Raw genomic sequence first — 16,946 nt, forward strand, 5'->3', positions numbered from 1 at the left:
AAGGCACCGCCATGAGTGAAACGCTGAAGGGACTGGTTGCGGCGCTCGTGGCCTTCGCCATTTTTTCCAGTCACGACGCCATCATCAAGTCGCTCGGTGGGGCCTATCCGGTCTTCCAGATCATCTTCTTTTCGATGCTGTTTGCTTTCGTGCCGATGTCGATGCTGATGCTGGCGGACAAGGTGGTCGACAACTTCCGCCCGCGCCATCCCTGGCTCGTTCTGCTGCGCTCCTGCCTGACCATCCTGTCGATGTCCTGCGGTTTCTATGCCTTCACCACGCTGCCGCTGGCCGAGGTCTATGGACTCCTGTTCACGATGCCTCTGCTGATCACCGCCTTCTCCGTGCCTCTGCTTGGCGAGACCGTGAGGGCGCAGCGCTGGGCTGCGGTTGTCGTCGGGCTGATCGGCGTGCTGATCGTCCTCAGGCCCGGCATGGTATCCATGTCGCTGGGGCATCTGGCAGCTCTGACGGCTGCCTGCGCCAACTCCCTGGCGACCATCCTGATCCGCAAGCTCGGTGGGCAGGAACGCTCCGCGGTGCTGATCCTCTATCCGATGATCCTGTCGATGGTCGCAATGTCGCTCACCCTGCCGTTCGTCTATGTGCCCGTCGACCTGCCCGACCTCGGCCTGATGGCGACCATCGGCTTCCTTTCGGTGGTGGCCCAGATCTTCATCATCGGTGCCTACCGGGCGGCGCCCGCCGCCGTGGTCGCGCCTTTGCAATACAGCCAGATCCTTTGGGCGAGCTTGTTCGGGATGCTGTTTTTCGCAGAAATACCCGACATCTATGTGGCCGTCGGCTCGTCGATAATCATCGCCTCCGGCATCTTCGTCGTCTGGCGGGAAAGTCGGGAAAACGTCTCCATGCAGACCCCGGTTCTGCGGACCGCCAACCCGCGCTTCGACACCGGCCCGCAGCCGAAGTAAAGCCAGGGAGCGTGTCGCCGGGCAGACGGGGACGTATCAGTCCAGCCGTTTCTTGAACCTGAAGGCGGCAACCGCCAGTCCGAGCACGAAGAAACCGCACATCCACAGAATGTCCCGCTGCATGTCGAGAAGGCCGGCATCGCGCAGCACGAACCCACGAACCATGCGCATGAAGTGGGTCGCCGGAAGTACCTCGGCGATATACTGGGCGATCAGCGGCATGCCTTCGTAAGGGAACATGAAGCCGGACAGAAGGATCGACGGCATCAGCACGAAAATCGTCATCTGCGTAGCCTGCAACTGGGTCTGGGCAATGGTCGAGAACACGAGCCCCAGCGACAGGCTGGCGCCGATGAACAGCAGCGTTCCGACGAGAAGATCGAACGGCCTGTCGCCCAGGGGAACATTGAACAGGAGATAGCCGAGCCCCAGGATGATCGCGGTCTGCAACAGGCCGATGAAGATATAGGGGATGATCTTGCCGATCATCAGCTCTATCGGACGGACCGGGGTGTTGATCAGCATTTCCATGTTGCCGCGCTCACGCTCGCGCACGATGGCGGCGGAGGTGAACATGATCATTGTCATGGTGAGAATGATACCCACCAGCCCCGGCACGATGTTGACGGCCGTCCGCTGTTCCGGATTGAAGAGCAGAGCAACCTCGAAGGTCGGTGTGGACCGGTTCGGCGCTTGCCGGAACATCTCGGAAAGCGGCATGTTGCGCAGACCCTTGATGGCCCCGGCGATCATCGTGTCGGAACCGTCCACGATCCATTGCGCAACCGGCCGGCTGGTTTCCTCATCGGTCGAGGGCGGGGTCCCGAACCCTGTCGCAGGGGAGCGCACGATGCGCTGGGCCAGATCGTCGGGCAATATGAAGGCAGCCCGCACGCGCGCCGACTTGATGGCCGCCTCCGCCTCTTCGATCGAATTGTAGCGCTCGGTGACCTCGACCACCCGGGTGGCTTCGACCATCTGGATCAGGATGCGGCTGATGGCTGTCTGGTCCTGGTTGACGACAGCGACCGGGATGTCGCGGATATTGGTGTTGATGGCATAGCCGAACAGGACGAGCTGGATCAGCGGGATCATGATCACCATTCCGAACGTCATCCGGTCGCGGCGCAGCTGGGCCAGCTCCTTGAAGAAGATCGCGGCGATGCGTGACAACGATCTCATTGGCGGCCTGCTCCCGTCGAGGTGACAAAAACGTCTTCCAGATTGGGACGCACGCGTTCGATCAGGCTGGCACCGGCGGTCTCCGGCATGGACTTCAGGAAGCCTTCCGGATCGGCGATGTCGTCCTTGACGAGCACCCGCAGACGCGCGCCCAGCTGGGCGGCAGCCACGATCCCCGTGGCTCCCAGAAGTCTCCGGCGGATCTCGTGCAGGTTTGGACCTTCGATTTCAACCACATTGGCACCCATGGCGGCCATCAGCTCCTTGGGCGAACCGTCGGCGCGCTTCTGTCCCGCTTCCATGATCGCGATCCTGTGACAGCGCTCGGCCTCGTCCATGAAATGGGTGGTGACGACAATCGAGGTTCCGTCCTCGACGAGATCGAAAAGCTGTTCCCAGAAGTGGCGGCGCGATTCCGGATCGACGGCAGAGGTCGGCTCGTCCAGGAACAGCAGCGGCGGTTCGTGCAGGACGGCGGCCGCAAGGGCCAGGCGCTGGCGCTGCCCACCGCTCATCTTGCCGGCAAAGCGGTCCTGGAGGTCGGTCAGTTCATAGCGTTCCATCACTTCGCCGATCCGCTGTTTCCGTTTCTTGCCGGAAAGACCGTAGATCGTCGCCATGAAACGGAGGTTCTCCCTGACCGTCAGATCGCCGTAGAGCGAGAAGGTCTGGGTCATGTAACCGATCTTGTATTTCAGCGTTTCGGCGTCTTTGGGCACGGACAGGCCCAGAACCTCGACCGTGCCCTCCGTCGGGGTGAGCAGGCCGGTGAGCATGCGCATCGCGGTGGTCTTGCCGCTGCCGTTGGGACCGAGAAAACCGTAGATCATGCCGCGTTCAATGGTCAGGTCCAGGCCATCGACAGCGCTGAAATCCTTGAATTTTTTGACGAGGCCTTCCGCCCGGACAACAACATCCGGCATGTCCGCACTCACGGCAGCACGACCTGCGCCGGAACGCCGTTCGGCAGATCCGCCGCACTGTCCGGCAGTTGAACCTCCGCGACATACATCAGCCGGGCGCGTTCCGTCTGGTTGAGGGCGTAATAAGGCGTGAAGGAAGGCTCCGAGCTGATCCAGCGCACGGACCCCTCGATGGGCTCCTCCAGGCCATCGACGCGCACCTGCAGCTTGTCGCCCTCCTTGACCTTCACGCGGTAGGGCTCGGGGACGTAGACGCGCGCATAGGGCGCGGCACCCGCCAGCATGACCGCAACCGGACTGCCGATTGTCACCCGCTCACCGAGGTTCCACGGCAGATTGTCGAGCAAACCGTCGCGCGATGCGGTGATCGTCAGTTCGGCGAGGATCGTTTCCCGGGTCTGGAGGTTGGCTTCCGCCGCCGCGAGTTCCGCGCGGGCGATGGCGAGGTCTTCCGCGCGCGTGCCCGCGATCAGTTCCTTCAACTGCTCTTCGGCACTCTGCAATGTGGCCTCCGCGGCGTCGCGGGTGGCACGGGCGCTGTCGAGCTGGGCCTGGCTGGTGGTGCCGCGCCCGGTCAGGTCCTTGACCCGGTCGAAGGTGCTTTGCGCATCGAGCAGTTCCGCCTTGGCTCCGGCGACGTCCGCCCTTGCCTTGGCAATCACCTCATCGCGGGCGCCGTTTTCCAGCTTGTCCAGGTTGGCCTTCGCCTTCTGCACTTCCGCACGGGCCTGATTGACCATGGCCTGCTGCTCCGCCGGATCGAGCTGGGCCAGAACGGTTCCTTTCTTCACGAAGGTTCCCTGGGCGACGGGCAGGTCGATCAGGACCTGGTTTGCGGTCGCCGTCAGCGCCACCCTGTCCCGTTCCAGCGTGCCCAACGCGACATCGCCGTCTTCGCCATTGCAGGCGAGCAGCAGGAGACAGGCGGAAACGGCAAGGGCAGGGCCCAGAAGGGGTGACGGCATGAAGACCTCCCTGAGGTGTGACGCGTTCGCGGGAGCAGAAGACTCACCGTAACTCTAGCGTGCTTGCCGGGTCGGCACCATCACTGAAAACGCAAAAGGCGGGAGGAGAAAAGCAGTTCCAGGCCCTGCCATGGCTTGCCCCGGCATCAACGTTGCAGAGCTCGCGGGCGAGCGGACGCGATCTTTCAGGGCAGGCTACGCGTGGATTGCAGGGGCAGGTCCTTTGCTGTGCAAGGCTGCAACTATCTGAAACGTGTCAGGTCCGCGATCTCGTGCCCGCTCGCCCGGCCACTCACCAGGCGGCGGAAAAGGAGAACGCTCTCGAGCGTCCTCAGCTGGCGCGCTTGAAGACGTTGTACCAGCGCTTCTGAGGCACGGCGATTGCCCGCTCCAGCAGTTCGGCGGCATAGAGCGAGGCGTTTTCCTTCGCCTTGGCCACACCGGATACCTGCGAGGGATTGAGGTCGGCCAGCCCGCCGCCGAATTCGAACAGGTCGCGGAAAGCCGCGCGTTCGACGATCGGCGTCATAAGAACATCGATGTTCTGGGCGCAGAGGAAATCCTGCACGGCTTTCATCGCCCGCGTCGTCACAGCGGCATTGGTGCGGGTGAGGACCACGCAATGCTTGATGTCGTGGCGGACTATTTTTTCCAGTTTCTTGATCAGGGTCAGGATCTTTGCGCCGCCGCGGGCATCCATGGAAGATCCCTGGATCGGCACCACCACAAGGTCGGAAACCGAAAGCGCGTTGGCGACGATCAGGTTCTCGGTGCCCTCAAGGTCGACAATGACGTAGTCGGAGTTTGTGGCGGCAAAGGTGATCTGCTCGGTGATCGACGCCGGGGAGATCTGGTTGACAACCGTGATGCCCGGGCAATGCAGGGGCAACTCATGCCACCTGGAGATCCATTTCTGCGGGTCGGCATCGAAAATGGTCACGCGCTTTCCCCGTGCGGCAACTTCTGTCGCCAGCAGCAATGCGGCGGTGGTTTTTCCGGCGCCGCCCTTTGCGTTTGCGAAGGAAATGACTGGCATTTTGGTTCTCCTGAACTTGCCGAGCATCGTCTTGCGATATGGCCTTTATCGGACCCGTCTGTCTGGCAGTCTTGGAAGTTTATGGTTACCAAATCCTTAAATTCGCATATTGGGGACCGCTTATTCAGAAAGTCTTAGGACTTTCGGCAAATGCGGCGGAATTTCCTGGCGAAAAATCGCAAGGCCTGGCGGTTGATGATTGAACTCATTGAGGTTTGGGAAGCAGGGACATGCCGTGAAACACCGCCCGGCTGGACGGCAATTGAATCGGCCCGCCTGGCATCTGGAGCCGGAGCTTCCATGTAAGCCGGGACCAGAATGTGCGTGGATTACCGCATCTCTTCCGATTGCATGAACCTGGGGTGCCGCGTAGGCTGTTGCCAAACGGGATCGATCCCCTGATCTGCTTCGACAAAGGATGTTTCATGTTGCACCGGTTTCCGGCTGCCAGCCCCGTCCGTCTCGTCCGGAACCTTTTTCTGGCGGCCGCCGTCCTGATTGTGGGAACCCTCGGGGCAGCCGAGGCTGAAGCCCTGAAGCCCTACAAGGACCGGCTTTTCCGCTACAAGAACGTCACCGAAAGCCTCTATGACGGCGCCTTTATTGTCGTGGAATATTCCAAGCAGCGCGACCTGCGTGACCGGGACGAGGTCGACGAACGCAAGGTGTTCGGCAATTACGTCTCCTATCGCCCCAAGCGGGGGCGGGGCAGCGCAGAGCTGACCGCCAACGGGCGGACGGTAAGCTATATGGGCAGCGGCAATTGGAAGGGCGGCGCCAATACCATCGTCATCTACGTGCACGGCCAGGGCGGCAACCGCTTCCAAGGCATGAACGATGTTTCCTTCGGTGGCAATTTCAACCGTATCCAGAACCTGATGGCCCGCAATGGCGGCGCCTATCTCACCGTCGACGTCAAGGACTTCGATGGCCGGGGCACGGGCGATGTGGCCGCGCTGATCCAGCACCAGAAACAGCTGTCGCCCCGGGCGAAGGTCGTGGTCGCCTGCGGTTCCATGGGGGGCATCATCTGCTGGAACCTTCTGAAAAACAGCAATACCGCCCGGATGCTGAACGGCGTCCTGCTGCTCGGCTCGCCAAAGGATCCCGGTTTTCTCTCTTCCGGCGCGCTCTCGCGCAACGTGCCCATCTACATGGGCTACGGCACCCTGGACAGCGTCTACAACTGGGAAACCCAGGCGAATTTCTTCAAGCAGATCAAGTCGGCCGCGCCGAACTACCCGATCTGGTTCACGCTCTTTGACACCGGCACCCACGGCACCCCCATCCGCATGACCGACTGGCGGCTGGTGCTCAACTGGATGCTCAGGTGAGTTTCCGAGTATACCGAGTAGGTCGGCACCACACCACGCTGTCCCAGGCCTGAGCCGGGACCTGCTTCCAGCTCAAGGCGGATCGGCGAAGGATAAGTGATCTGGCGCGATCCGGGTTATCGAGCGCGTCTGTCCGGCCTCACCCGCAGCAACCCCTCCGCCAGATGATCGAACACGGTCCTGATCCGTCGGCTGGTGTGCAGTTCCCGGTGGGTGACCAGCCAGATCGGGAAAGTGATCGGGTCGACATCTTCGAAGGCGGGCACGATGTCGGGAAATCGCGCGGCGATCTCGTCGGCCATGATGGACAGACCGAAGCCCTGTCGCACCAATTCCCAGGCGACCACCCCATTGGGGGAACTCAGCCGGATATTGGCCTCGCTGACATCAAGGCCGAGGGCGCGCAGGTAGACGACCAGTTCCTCATTGTTGTCGAAGCCGATGAAATCGAGTGTCGAGGCGTCGACTCTGGTGAGCTTCCGGCCGTGGCCTTCCACAAATGAGCGGGCGCCGAAGATCCGGGCAGGGGCCTCGCGTATCTTGCGGGCGTAAAGGTCCGGATGGTCCGGTTGCACGTGGCGTACAGCGATGTCCGCCTCGCGTCGGCGCAGATCGCTGAGACTGTTGGTGCACAGGAGCCTGATCTCCACACCGGGCGCCTTCTGGCGCAGGTCGGCCAGGATATCGGGAAGCACATGCGCGGCCATGAGATCGGTTGCCGAAATCGTCACCAGGCCCTCGATCTGCTGCGACTGGCCGGAGGCGGACAGCGAAACCCGGCTGGCTGCGTCGCCCATGGTGCGCACATGCTCGACAAGTTCCAGGCCAGCTTCGGTCAGGACGAGTGATTTGGCGACCCGCTCGAACAGCGTCACGCCAAGCGCTTCCTCCAGTGCGGCGACCTGTCGGCTCAGGGTCGGCTGGGTAAGGCCAAGGGCACGGGCCGCCGCCGAAAGCGTCCCCTCTTCAGCGGTCACGAGAAAGGCGCGGGCCTGATTCCAGTCGAAGGTGATACTCTGCCAGTTCATGCATATATGTATATCAGTCAGACAAATTTACGCAATTTACCTTCGAAAAACGTATCGATATGAAGAGCCATCAGCTTTTGACCTGCAGGACACGATGAACAAAAACGCAAAATTCTGGACCCGGCTTTCCCGCAAATATGCCGCCCATCCGATCAAGGATGAAGCAGCCTATGAAAAGACGCTCGCCCGCACCCTTGAACATCTCGGCCCGGATGATGCGGTCCTGGAGCTTGGATGCGGCACGGGCACCACGGCGATGCGTCTGGCCGGCGACGTCAAATCCTACCTGGCAACCGATTTCGCCGGCGGCATGATCGAGATCGCCGAGGAAAGGCTTGCCGAACAACGGCAGCAGGGAACGGCGCATGAAGGTCTGGGGTTTCTCGTGGCCGATGCTTTCGACGAGCAGGTGATGCCGGCGGGCGGAAAACCGGGTTACGATGCGGTTCTTGCCTACAATTTCTTCCATCTGGTCGATGAGCCGGACGATCTGCTGGCCCGGGTCCATGCCCTGCTCAAGCCCGGTGGGCTTTACATTTCCAAGACGGTCTGCCTGAAGGACCGGGCCTGGCTGTTCGCCCCGCTCATCGCCATCATGCAGCTGATCGGCAAGGCGCCTTACGTCAACATGCTGTCTATCCGGTCGCTGGAAGAGACGATCCGCAAGTCCGGGTTCGAAATCATCGAGACCGGCAACTACCCGGAGCCGCGCAGCCGGTTCGTGGTGGCCCGGAAGGTGTGATGCCGCCGGTTTTCGGCGGTGGCCGGAGGGGGCGCCCGCCGGTTCGACCTGACCGGAGCGCTTGTTGCGTCGTAAGGCGGATGCTACCAATACAGGCCCTTCCGTTGTCCTGTCTCCGAAAGCCTCTAGATGCTGGTTCGCGACCGCGCGTTTTTCGCGTCCATGTTCCTGACGGTCCTGGCAGACCAGATCCTGCTTTTCCTTGTGCCGTTGGTCATTTTCCAGATTACCGGCAATGTCGCCTGGTCGGGTCTGGCGTTCTTTTTCGAAACGCTGCCGCGCTATCTCACCTTTCCCGTCGCCGGGATCCTGTGCGACCGGTTTCCGCCTGTCATGCTGTTGCGCGTCAGCCGTCTCCTGAGGGCCGCCGCTTGCGTCATCGGCATAACCGGGCAGGTGGTGTTCGGCGGGGTCTGGTGGCTGATAGGTCTGTCGGCGGTGGTGGGCGTCCTGACGACGCAAGGCATGCTCGCCCTGGAAATGGTGCTGGTACGGGCTTTTTCCGACCAGCGGTTCGAAAAGGTGGCAAGCTACGGCCAGTTGGCCTCGCAGATGGGCGTAATGCTGGCCCCGCTGGTCGCCGCTTACCTGATGATCTTCTGGCCGTGGGAGGCCGTGGTGGTTGTCGCGACGGGGCTTTTCGTTCTCGCCGATGTCGCTTTTGTTTTTTGGCCGGGCCAGGCTCGCATGGAATCCCTGCCTCCGGCGCGTGAGCAGCGCCATCCCGTGGCGGATCTAAAGCACGCGCTGCTGCTTGTCTGGCGTCTGCCGGGCCTTATGCGGGCCATCCTGCAGGCCTCCGGCGTCAACCTGATCATCGGCGCCACGCTCGCCACGGCGGCGGCGATGATGACCGGCTTTTTTGCGCAGAGCGAACAGACCTATGCATGGCTGCAGGTTGGCGGTGCCATGGCGACGCTCGCGGTCCTCAGCCTGACCGCCCATGTGCATCTCGGTCTCAACACCCTTGGCCGCACCGCCTATGCGTTGATCTGCGTCGGGGCGGTCCTGACCGGCCTCGGCGCTCATCCTCTCGTCTACGCTGCCGGTTTCCTGCTGATTGCCGGCTTCGACAAGATGTTCAACATCTACGTGCGCACGCTGCGCAAGGAAATCATCCCGCCGGAGGATTTCGGTAAGACCACCGGCGTCATCATCTGCCTCAACAATCTCTCCCAGCCTCTGGCGGGCCTCGTCGTTGCGCTCTTTGCCGCCGGTGACGATGCCAGGGTCGTGCTTCTCGGGCTGGCGGCGGTCATGGCGGTTCTGGGAGGCCTGACCTTCCGGCGGAGTTAGGTGCTGTCAGGTCAGCAGGTTGTCATTGGTTTGCGTGCTGAAAGGCTCCGGTTTCCTTCCGGCATTGTCGCCCGCCTCGCGAACGATCTCCGCGATTTCCGACAGTTGGTTCGCCAGCGGGCTGGACTTGCGCCACACCATGCCGACGGTGCGTTTCGGCTCCGGACCCTCGAAACGGGAAATGGCGACGGACGCGGAGCGCGTTTCCACCGGCACGGCCATTTCCGGAATAAGGGTGACGCCCATCCCTGCGCTGACCATCTGCACCAGCGTGGACAGGGAGCTTGCATCGAGCACCTCTCGCGGCGGTCCCGAGGGCAGATTGCAGAACGACAGGGCCTGATCGCGGAAACAATGCCCTTCTTCCAGCAACAGCAGCCGCATTTCACGCAAGCTGTCTGCACTCGGCAACGGGGCGTTTGCTTCCCGGGCAGAGCGGACGAGGACGAACGGTTCCTCGAACAGGGGCGTTTCTTCCAGCGAGGGTTCCGAAACGGGGAGGGCGACGATCGCCGTGTCCAGACGGCCGTCGGTGAGTTCCTGGATAAGTTTCGGTGTCACCGTCTCGCGCACGTGGATGTCGAGGCCGGGAAAACGCGCGGTCAGCTCGCCGACCACTTTTGGCAACAGGTAGGGGGCAACTGTCGGAATGACGCCGATGCGCAACCTGCCGACCAGCCGCTCGCGCGAGGCGCGGGCAAGGTCGCCCAGTTCATCGGCGGACCGAAGAATGTCGCGGGCCCGTTCGGCGGCGATCTCGCCAAAATGGGTCAGTCGCACCTGCCGGGCGCCGCGTTCGAACAGTGCCGCCCCAAGCGCCTCTTCCATATCCTTGATCTGCATGGAGAGGGCGGGCTGGGATATCGCACAGGCTTCCGCGGCCCGGCCAAAATGTCTGTGGCGGGCGAGGGCCTCGAAATAGCGGAGTTGTTTGAGTGTGATGTTGATCATAAGAATATCTTATCAAAGATATCAGTAAATTCAACTTCCTCTGATGGAGCCATTTTGCTAATGTGTTTTCAGGATAGGCTGAAAGGATGCGGTCACCGGTTCGCCGGTGTCAGGAATTTTGGCTTCTTCCATCCGAAATTTGAAATTCTTGGGTCTTTCGTCAGAGCTGAAACCGCCGGAGTGCCTCATCGAGGATTACCTCCATGGTGTGGAACGGCAGAGTTCAGAGCTGCGCGGATTGGTGCCAGGCACCCTAAAATGAATTGGAGAGGGAAATGGACGCTAAAGTGGAAAAGACAGGTGGTTGTCCTGTCATGCACGGCGGTAACACAGCGATGGACAAATCGGTCACCAAGTGGTGGCCCAACGCGCTGAACCTAGACATCCTCCACCAGGGCGGTGCGCGCACCAACCCGATGGATCCGGACTTCGACTATCAGGAAGCCGTCAAGGGTCTGGACCATGAAGCGGTCAAGGCCGACGTCCGCGCCCTGATGACCGAAAGCCAGGACTGGTGGCCGGCCGACTGGGGGCACTATGGCGGTCTCATGATCCGTCTGGCGTGGCATTCCGCCGGGTCCTACCGCATGCAGGACGGCCGAGGTGGCGCGGGCTCAGGCAACATCCGGTTTGCACCGCTGAATTCCTGGCCGGACAATGCCAGCCTCGACAAGGCTCGCCGTCTGCTCTGGCCGGTGAAAAAGAAATACGGCAACGCGCTTTCATGGGCCGACCTCATCATTCTCGCTGGCAACATGGCTTATGATTCCATGGGTCTCAAGCCGTTCGGCTTCGGCTTCGGCCGCGAGGACATCTGGGGTCCGGAGACAGACGTCTACTGGGGCTCCGAGAAGGAATGGCTCGCGCCTTCCGAAAACCGCTACGGCAACGCAGAAGACGCGGCAAGCCTGGAAAACCCGCTGGCCGCGGTGCACATGGGGCTGATCTACGTCAACCCGGAAGGTGTCGACGGTACGCCGGACCCGGCCCGGACGGCAAAGCACGTCCGCGAAACCTTCCGCCGTATGGCGATGAACGATGAGGAAACCGCTGCGCTGACATGCGGCGGCCACACGGTCGGCAAGTGCCATGGCGGCGGTCAGGGCGCATTCGAGAACATCGGCGTCGAGCCGGAAGCCGGCGGTGTCGAGGCGCAGGGCTTCGGCTGGGCCAACCCGGGCCAGGAAGGCAAGGCAGCAAACGCCTTCACTTCGGGCATCGAGGGAGCCTGGACGCAGCATCCGATCCAGTTCGACATGGGTTATTTCGACTACCTGTTCAACTACGACTGGGAACTGAAGAAGTCTCCGGCCGGTGCCTATCAGTGGGAACCGGTGAACATGCCGGAAGACAAGAAGCCGGTCGATCCGACCGATCCTTCGATCCGCCGCAACCCGATCATGACCGATGCCGACATGGGCATGAAAGTGGATCCGGTCTACAACGAGATCTGCCGGAAATTCATGGCCGACGAGGCGTATTTCCGCGACACATTCGCCCGCGCCTGGTTCAAGCTGACCCACCGCGACATGGGGCCGAAGGTCAACTACATCGGTCCGGACGTTCCGGCCGAGGACCTGATCTGGCAGGACCCGATTCCCGAAGGATCCACGTCTTATGACGTCGATGCGGTCAAGGCGAAGATCGCCGCAAGCGGTCTCTCCGCTTCGGAAATGATCGCAACCGCATGGGACAGTGCCCGTACCTTCCGTGGCTCCGACAAGCGGGGCGGCGCCAACGGCGCGCGCATCCGTCTGGCTCCGCAAAAGGACTGGGAAGGCAATGAGCCGGAGCGTCTGGCCAAGGTTCTGGACAAACTCGTGCAGATCGCAGCGGAAACCGGCGCATCGGTTGCCGACGTGATCGTTCTGGCGGGCAATGTCGGTGTGGAACAGGGTATCAAGGCTGCCGGTTTCGACGTGGCCGTTCCGTTTGCGCCGGGACGCGGCGATGCCACGGCCGAACAGACCGACGCGGAATCCTTTGATGTCATGGAGCCTCTCGCCGACGGCTTCCGCAACTGGCAGAAGGAGAAATACGCTGTCAGCGCCGAAGAGATGATGCTCGACCGGGCACAGCTTCTGGGTCTGACCGCGCGGGAAATGACAGCTCTGGTCGGCGGTCTGCGCGTTCTGGGCACCAACTACGGTGGCAGCAAGCACGGCGTTTTCACGGATCGGGAAGGGGCCCTGACCACGGACTTCTTCGTCAACCTGACCGACATGAAGTACAGCTGGCTCCCTGTCGTGGACGGCATCTATGAAATCCGTGACCGCAAGCTGAACACCCTGGAGTGGACAGCGACAAGCGCGGATCTCGTGTTCGGCTCGAACTCGATCCTGCGGGCCTATGCCGAGGTTTATGCCCAGGACGACAACAAGGAGAAGTTCGTCAAGGACTTCGTCGCCGCCTGGACGAAAGTCATGAACGCGGACCGGTTCGACCTGCACTGACTGCAGCCAACCCGGTAAAATTCGAAACGGCGCTCCGGATCTCCGGAGCGCCGTTTTTTTTTTGAAAAAAATTCTCAAAGCGTCTGCAAACCGGGGCTGCCGACTGCGAAGGCATGATTTTCTTACCAGCGAGCCACACTCGGATGGTCCGAAGCCTTTTCCTTGTTCGCTTCTGCGCCGGGTGCTGCTTCCGGGACGCCGGCAAGCTTCAAATCGCCACAGCTATTCCGCAGGTGAAACCCTGCCAGAGCGTTGCCTTTGCGGGAGGTTCTGCTCGCAATGCAACATCGGTTGGACATCAGGACTATCCCGTATTTCTCAAAAAGGTCATTGTTCCGTCACAAGGATCATGCTGCACTGCAAACTGACCTCGGGCTGTGCGTGTAATCGCCTGGGGCGGGGCTGGCCGAAAGGTCTGCCAGGCAGTTTTGGAGCAGTATGCGAATGTTCGATTTGACGGGCCAGAAAGCCCTGGTTGTCGGGGTCGCCAACGATCAGTCCATTGCCTACGGATGCGCGAGGGCTTTCAGGGCCCAGGGCGCCGATCTCGCCGTGACTTATCTGAACGAAAAGGCCGAGCCGCATGTTCGTCCGCTTGCAGAGGTGCTGGGTGCGCAAATCATTGCCCCGCTGGATGTTCGCGACGAAACACAGCTCGACGCGCTTTTCGCTCAAATCGCCGGAAAATGGGGCAGGCTGGATACGCTGCTGCATTCCATTGCCTATTCCAGGAAGGAAGATCTCCACGGCCGGGTGATCGATTGCTCCGCCGATGGATTTGGTGAAGCGATGGACATTTCCGTGCATTCCTTCCTGCGCATGATCCGCAAGGCGGAGCTCCTGATGAGCCAGGGCGGCACTTGTATGACGGTCTCCTTCATGGGCGCGCAGAAGGTGGTCGACAATTACGGTGTGATGGGCCCGGTCAAGGCCGCGCTTGAAGCCGTGACCCGCTACGCCGCCGTGGAACTGGGCCCGAAGGGCATATCCGTTCATGCCCTGTCGCCGGGCCCTTTGAGAACACGCGCTGCCTCGGGAATTGCGGCGTTCGACGCGCTGCTTAACGACGCCGCCGAACGTGCTCCAACCCATCAACTCGCAACGATTGACGATGTAGGCGCCTACGCGGCGTTTCTTGCCAGCCGGGAGGCTTTCAACGTGACCGGCGTCGTTCACCCGATCGACGGCGGTTACAGCATTCTTGGATAGGAGGTCCCGATGAAGGACATGTTTGACGCTTTCGAAAAAGGCCATAACGAGTTTCTGAATGCGCTCAGCGACAGCACGGCATGGACGCCATCCGAGCGTTTCACGGCCCTGCAGGCCCAGGCGACGGAACTTTCCAATCTTGCCGAACTGATGGGTCGCGGGCTGGGCAAGAACCTGAGCAAGATCACTGAAACCCACAAGGAGCGCTGGCAGAAGAGCCTGTCGGACTTCAACCGGGTCATGGAGAACATGGGCGGGACCGAGAAATCCGGCGGACTTTTCAGCGCCTGGGAAGACTACTGGAAGGATACTTCCCAGCGCATGGTCCTGACGATGGACACCCTGCGCCAGCGCGGCGACAATTTTATCGAGCATGAAGAGGCAGGGTGTCCGCCGGTTCTCAAATACGACTATGAAGTGGTCCTGGATGGAGCGGATCTGCCGCATCCGAGCTGCTATACGCTGCTGAGGATCGCGCCTCCCAGGGATGCGCACTGCCGCGAGCACAAGCCGTGGAAACGCCCCTATATCATCATCGATCCACGCGCCGGCCACGGCTCCGGCATCGGTGGGTTCAAACCGGACAGTCAGGTCGGCGTCGCCCTGCGTGACGGCCATCCGGTCTATTTCGTCGCTTTCAGCCGCATGCCGGAAAAAGGTCAGACAATCGCGGATGTCACTCGGTCCGAGGCGGCCTTAGTCCGCAAGGTGATGGAACTGCATCCGGATGCGCCCCATCCGATCATCACCGGCAACTGTCAGGGCGGCTGGGCAACGCTGATCCTGGCGGCGATGAACCCGGACCTGGCGGGACCGATCCTGCTGAACGGAGCCCCGGTGTCCACCTGGTCCGGACGGGTGGGCGAGAACCCCATGCGCTACAATGCGGGCGTTCTGGGCGGGACCTGGAACGCAATGTACTATTCGGATCTCGGCCACGGCATTTTCGACGGTGCGGACATTGTCCAGAATTTCGAACTGCTCAACCCGTCGCGAAACTATTTCGGCAAATATTACGACCTTTACGTCAAGGTCGACACCGAGCCCCCGCGGTTCCTGGAATTCGAACGCTGGTGGGGCGGCTATTTCCTGTTCAACGAAGCGGAAATGAGGTGGATCGTAGAGCAGCTCTTCGTCGGCAACCGGCTGTCGAAGAACGAGGCTCAGCTGGAACCGGGCGTCAATATCGACATCAGGAGGATCCGCGCGCCCATCATCGTCTTTACCAGCTGGGGCGACAACATCACCCCGCCGCAGCAGGCGATCAACTGGATCATGGACACCTATACGGACGAGCGGGAAATCGCCATCCGCGGGCAGCGGATCATCTACATGATCCATGACCAGGTCGGTCACCTCGGCATCTTCGTATCGTCGAAGATCGCCAAAAAGGAACACACCGAAGTCACATCGACCCTGAAAACCATCGAGGCCCTGGCGCCGGGCCTTTATGAAATGACCATCGACGATTACGAAGGCGACCTTCTGGAACGCGAATTCACGGTCAGTTTCCATGAACGCACGATGGACGACCTGAAGCTGATCGACGATGGCCGGGACGATGAAATCCCCTTTGCCGCCGTCGCCCGGGCCTCCAAACAGCAGGCAGAATTCTACGATGTCTGCGTCCGGCCTTTCGTACAGGCAGGTGTCACCGAACAGAGTGCCGATCTGCGCCGCAAGACGCACCCGCTGAGAGTTCAGCGGGCATCGTTTTCAAGTCTCAATCCCTTCCTGAGCGGGCTGCCGGGCTGGGCCGAGCGTGCACGTCAGGAAAGAACGCCGGCGGCGCCGGACAACCCGTTCGTCGAACTTCAGCATGTCAACGCGGCCTTGCTCGAGCAATCGATGGACCTTTATCGGGACCTGCGCGACACGATGTACGAGAACCTCTTTTTCACCATCTGGGGCTCACCCTACATGCGCTGGTTCGGCCGTCCCAGACAGCCGGGCAGGACACTGAGAGGCAAGGATGAAATGCGCAGCCTGCCGCCCGTGCAGGCCGCCCTGATGCATATCGAGGAAGGCGGGTTTTGCGAAGCGGTAATCCGCATGCTGATCCTTCTGGCCGAAAGCCGTGGCACGGTTCGCCGCGACCGGCTGGAACGCTCCGCGCGGGTGTTGAACCAGGACGAGCCGTTCAAGTCGTTGAAGCCGGACGAACGCAGCTTCATGCTTCGTGAGCAGACCCTGATCGTGGAATTTGCCCGAGATCAGGCAATAGAAACTCTGCCCAAACTCCTCAGGACCAGGGAAGACCGTGAACTGGCGTCAAAGGTGGTGCGCTACGTGCCGGGTATCATCGACGAGATGGCGCCCCACACCCTGGAATTGCTGAAGACGTTCAATCGTGTTCTGGGCCTTCCGCCCGTCTCGGGAGACATCACCGAAGATCCGCTCCACTCGGCCACTCCGAAAGGCGCCGCGCAAACGGTACGCCAGCCGGATCGGCTTCAGGAAACATCCGGCACGTCCGTGAACGAGGTGGCCGACAAAACGGACGCGAAGGCAGCTTCCGCATCTCCTGCACCCAGGAAAACCTCCGCCCGCAAACAGGCAGGAAGCAAGGCGCCTGCTCGCAAGACGGCCAGGCCGGCGGCTGCGAAACCTGCTGCTGCTGCGCGCAAGCGGCGCAGCGCGGAAAAGACTTCGGAAGAGCCTGCCGAATAGGGAAGGGTGGAAAGGAACACCGAACAAGGATAAGTGGGGCGTTCGGGCCTCTCGAACGCCCCCAGAGCCCCTCTGGATTTTATTGGAGTTAGGCTCTGATCTGAAAAATATGCCGTTTTCTGTGCATTTGGCGGGGTGCGGCTTGCCCGTCCGCCATATCTGTTCAGGCAACGGTAAAATTACCTATGCCAGAATAGCGATAACGCCGGATACGGCAAGTCCGTT

General features: G+C 61.2%; 13 protein-coding genes. 7 read left to right on the plus strand and 6 right to left on the minus strand.

Annotated features, from left to right (window positions below; genetic code table 11):
* The first annotated feature begins 11 nt into the window (after positions 1-11).
* Positions 12-932, plus strand: a complete 921-nt coding sequence (locus tag Q1B40_RS06970) for a DMT family transporter (RefSeq protein ID WP_299811785.1) — start codon at positions 12-14, stop codon at positions 930-932.
* Between the two features lie 36 nt (positions 933-968).
* Here the strand turns inward: Q1B40_RS06970 and Q1B40_RS06975 are convergent, their stop codons facing one another.
* From Q1B40_RS06975 to Q1B40_RS06990, 4 genes are all read right to left on the minus strand, one after another.
* Complete coding sequence (locus Q1B40_RS06975) at positions 969-2,114, minus strand: ABC transporter permease (protein ID WP_299811787.1); 1,146 nt, start codon at positions 2,112-2,114, stop codon at positions 969-971.
* Entirely contained in the window at positions 2,111-3,037 is a 927-nt protein-coding gene (locus Q1B40_RS06980) for an ABC transporter ATP-binding protein (RefSeq protein ID WP_299811789.1), read from the minus strand. The genes Q1B40_RS06975 and Q1B40_RS06980 overlap by 4 nt, the downstream gene beginning before the upstream one ends.
* An 8-nt stretch (positions 3,038-3,045) precedes the next feature.
* Entirely contained in the window at positions 3,046-4,002 is a 957-nt protein-coding gene (locus Q1B40_RS06985; protein WP_299811791.1) for an HlyD family efflux transporter periplasmic adaptor subunit, read from the minus strand.
* Positions 4,003-4,333: 331 nt separating this feature from the next.
* Positions 4,334-5,038: a ParA family protein gene (locus tag Q1B40_RS06990; RefSeq protein ID WP_299811793.1), complete on the minus strand. Its 705-nt coding sequence runs from the start codon at positions 5,036-5,038 to the stop codon at positions 4,334-4,336.
* A 425-nt stretch (positions 5,039-5,463) separates the two neighbouring features.
* On the opposite strand from Q1B40_RS06990, the gene Q1B40_RS06995 reads away from it, so the two are divergent.
* A complete protein-coding gene (locus Q1B40_RS06995; protein ID WP_299811795.1) occupies positions 5,464-6,372 on the plus strand; it encodes an alpha/beta hydrolase in 909 nt (302 codons plus the stop codon).
* 116 nt (positions 6,373-6,488) lie between these two features.
* On the opposite strand, the gene Q1B40_RS07000 is transcribed toward Q1B40_RS06995, so the two are convergent.
* Positions 6,489-7,400 carry a LysR family transcriptional regulator gene (locus Q1B40_RS07000; protein ID WP_299811797.1) on the minus strand — a complete coding sequence of 304 codons (912 nt, stop codon included), beginning with the start codon at positions 7,398-7,400 and terminating at the stop codon, positions 6,489-6,491.
* Positions 7,401-7,494: 94 nt separating this feature from the next.
* On the opposite strand from Q1B40_RS07000, the gene Q1B40_RS07005 reads away from it, so the two are divergent.
* Together Q1B40_RS07005 and Q1B40_RS07010 are read left to right on the plus strand one after the other, a co-directional pair.
* Positions 7,495-8,142 carry a bifunctional 2-polyprenyl-6-hydroxyphenol methylase/3-demethylubiquinol 3-O-methyltransferase UbiG gene (locus tag Q1B40_RS07005; RefSeq protein WP_299811798.1) on the plus strand — a complete coding sequence of 216 codons (648 nt, stop codon included), beginning with the start codon at positions 7,495-7,497 and terminating at the stop codon, positions 8,140-8,142.
* A 129-nt stretch (positions 8,143-8,271) separates the two neighbouring features.
* Positions 8,272-9,438 carry an MFS transporter gene (locus Q1B40_RS07010; RefSeq protein ID WP_299811800.1) on the plus strand — a complete coding sequence of 389 codons (1,167 nt, stop codon included), beginning with the start codon at positions 8,272-8,274 and terminating at the stop codon, positions 9,436-9,438.
* A gap of 6 nt (positions 9,439-9,444) precedes the next feature.
* On the opposite strand, the gene Q1B40_RS07015 is transcribed toward Q1B40_RS07010, so the two are convergent.
* A complete protein-coding gene (locus Q1B40_RS07015) occupies positions 9,445-10,389 on the minus strand; it encodes a hydrogen peroxide-inducible genes activator (protein WP_299811802.1) in 945 nt (314 codons plus the stop codon).
* A 275-nt stretch (positions 10,390-10,664) separates the two neighbouring features.
* Between Q1B40_RS07015 and katG the strand changes: the two genes are divergently transcribed.
* The 3 genes from katG (at position 10,665) to Q1B40_RS07030 (ending at position 16,721) form a co-directional block, all read left to right on the plus strand.
* The gene (gene katG / locus Q1B40_RS07020; RefSeq protein WP_299811804.1) at positions 10,665-12,842 is read left to right on the plus strand and encodes a catalase/peroxidase HPI; all 2,178 of its coding nucleotides are present in this window, start codon (positions 10,665-10,667) and stop codon (positions 12,840-12,842) included.
* A gap of 444 nt (positions 12,843-13,286) precedes the next feature.
* A complete protein-coding gene (fabI, locus tag Q1B40_RS07025; RefSeq protein WP_299811806.1) occupies positions 13,287-14,051 on the plus strand; it encodes an enoyl-ACP reductase FabI in 765 nt (254 codons plus the stop codon).
* Positions 14,052-14,060: 9 nt separating this feature from the next.
* Positions 14,061-16,721 carry a DUF3141 domain-containing protein gene (locus Q1B40_RS07030; protein ID WP_299811808.1) on the plus strand — a complete coding sequence of 887 codons (2,661 nt, stop codon included), beginning with the start codon at positions 14,061-14,063 and terminating at the stop codon, positions 16,719-16,721.
* The last annotated feature ends 225 nt before the right edge of the window (positions 16,722-16,946 follow it).

Source organism: uncultured Roseibium sp. (assembly GCF_947496995.1).
Taxonomy (GTDB): domain Bacteria; phylum Pseudomonadota; class Alphaproteobacteria; order Rhizobiales; family Stappiaceae; genus Roseibium.

What these genes read in the sequence shown, in the direction of transcription:
- Q1B40_RS06990 (WP_299811793.1), bottom strand. Translation starts at nt 5,038, where the DNA reads ATGCCAGTCATTTCCTTCGCAAACGCAAAGGGCGGCGCCGGAAAAACC.
- Q1B40_RS07030 (WP_299811808.1), top strand. Translation starts at nt 14,061, where the DNA reads ATGAAGGACATGTTTGACGCTTTCGAAAAAGGCCATAACGAGTTTCTG.
- fabI (WP_299811806.1), top strand. Translation starts at nt 13,287, where the DNA reads ATGTTCGATTTGACGGGCCAGAAAGCCCTGGTTGTCGGGGTCGCCAAC.
- Q1B40_RS06995 (WP_299811795.1), top strand. Translation starts at nt 5,464, where the DNA reads ATGTTGCACCGGTTTCCGGCTGCCAGCCCCGTCCGTCTCGTCCGGAAC.
- Q1B40_RS06985 (WP_299811791.1), bottom strand. Translation starts at nt 4,002, where the DNA reads ATGCCGTCACCCCTTCTGGGCCCTGCCCTTGCCGTTTCCGCCTGTCTC.
- Q1B40_RS07000 (WP_299811797.1), bottom strand. Translation starts at nt 7,400, where the DNA reads ATGAACTGGCAGAGTATCACCTTCGACTGGAATCAGGCCCGCGCCTTT.
- Q1B40_RS07010 (WP_299811800.1), top strand. Translation starts at nt 8,272, where the DNA reads ATGCTGGTTCGCGACCGCGCGTTTTTCGCGTCCATGTTCCTGACGGTC.
- Q1B40_RS06980 (WP_299811789.1), bottom strand. Translation starts at nt 3,037, where the DNA reads ATGCCGGATGTTGTTGTCCGGGCGGAAGGCCTCGTCAAAAAATTCAAG.
- Q1B40_RS07005 (WP_299811798.1), top strand. Translation starts at nt 7,495, where the DNA reads ATGAACAAAAACGCAAAATTCTGGACCCGGCTTTCCCGCAAATATGCC.
- katG (WP_299811804.1), top strand. Translation starts at nt 10,665, where the DNA reads ATGGACGCTAAAGTGGAAAAGACAGGTGGTTGTCCTGTCATGCACGGC.
- Q1B40_RS06970 (WP_299811785.1), top strand. Translation starts at nt 12, where the DNA reads ATGAGTGAAACGCTGAAGGGACTGGTTGCGGCGCTCGTGGCCTTCGCC.
- Q1B40_RS06975 (WP_299811787.1), bottom strand. Translation starts at nt 2,114, where the DNA reads ATGAGATCGTTGTCACGCATCGCCGCGATCTTCTTCAAGGAGCTGGCC.
- Q1B40_RS07015 (WP_299811802.1), bottom strand. Translation starts at nt 10,389, where the DNA reads ATGATCAACATCACACTCAAACAACTCCGCTATTTCGAGGCCCTCGCC.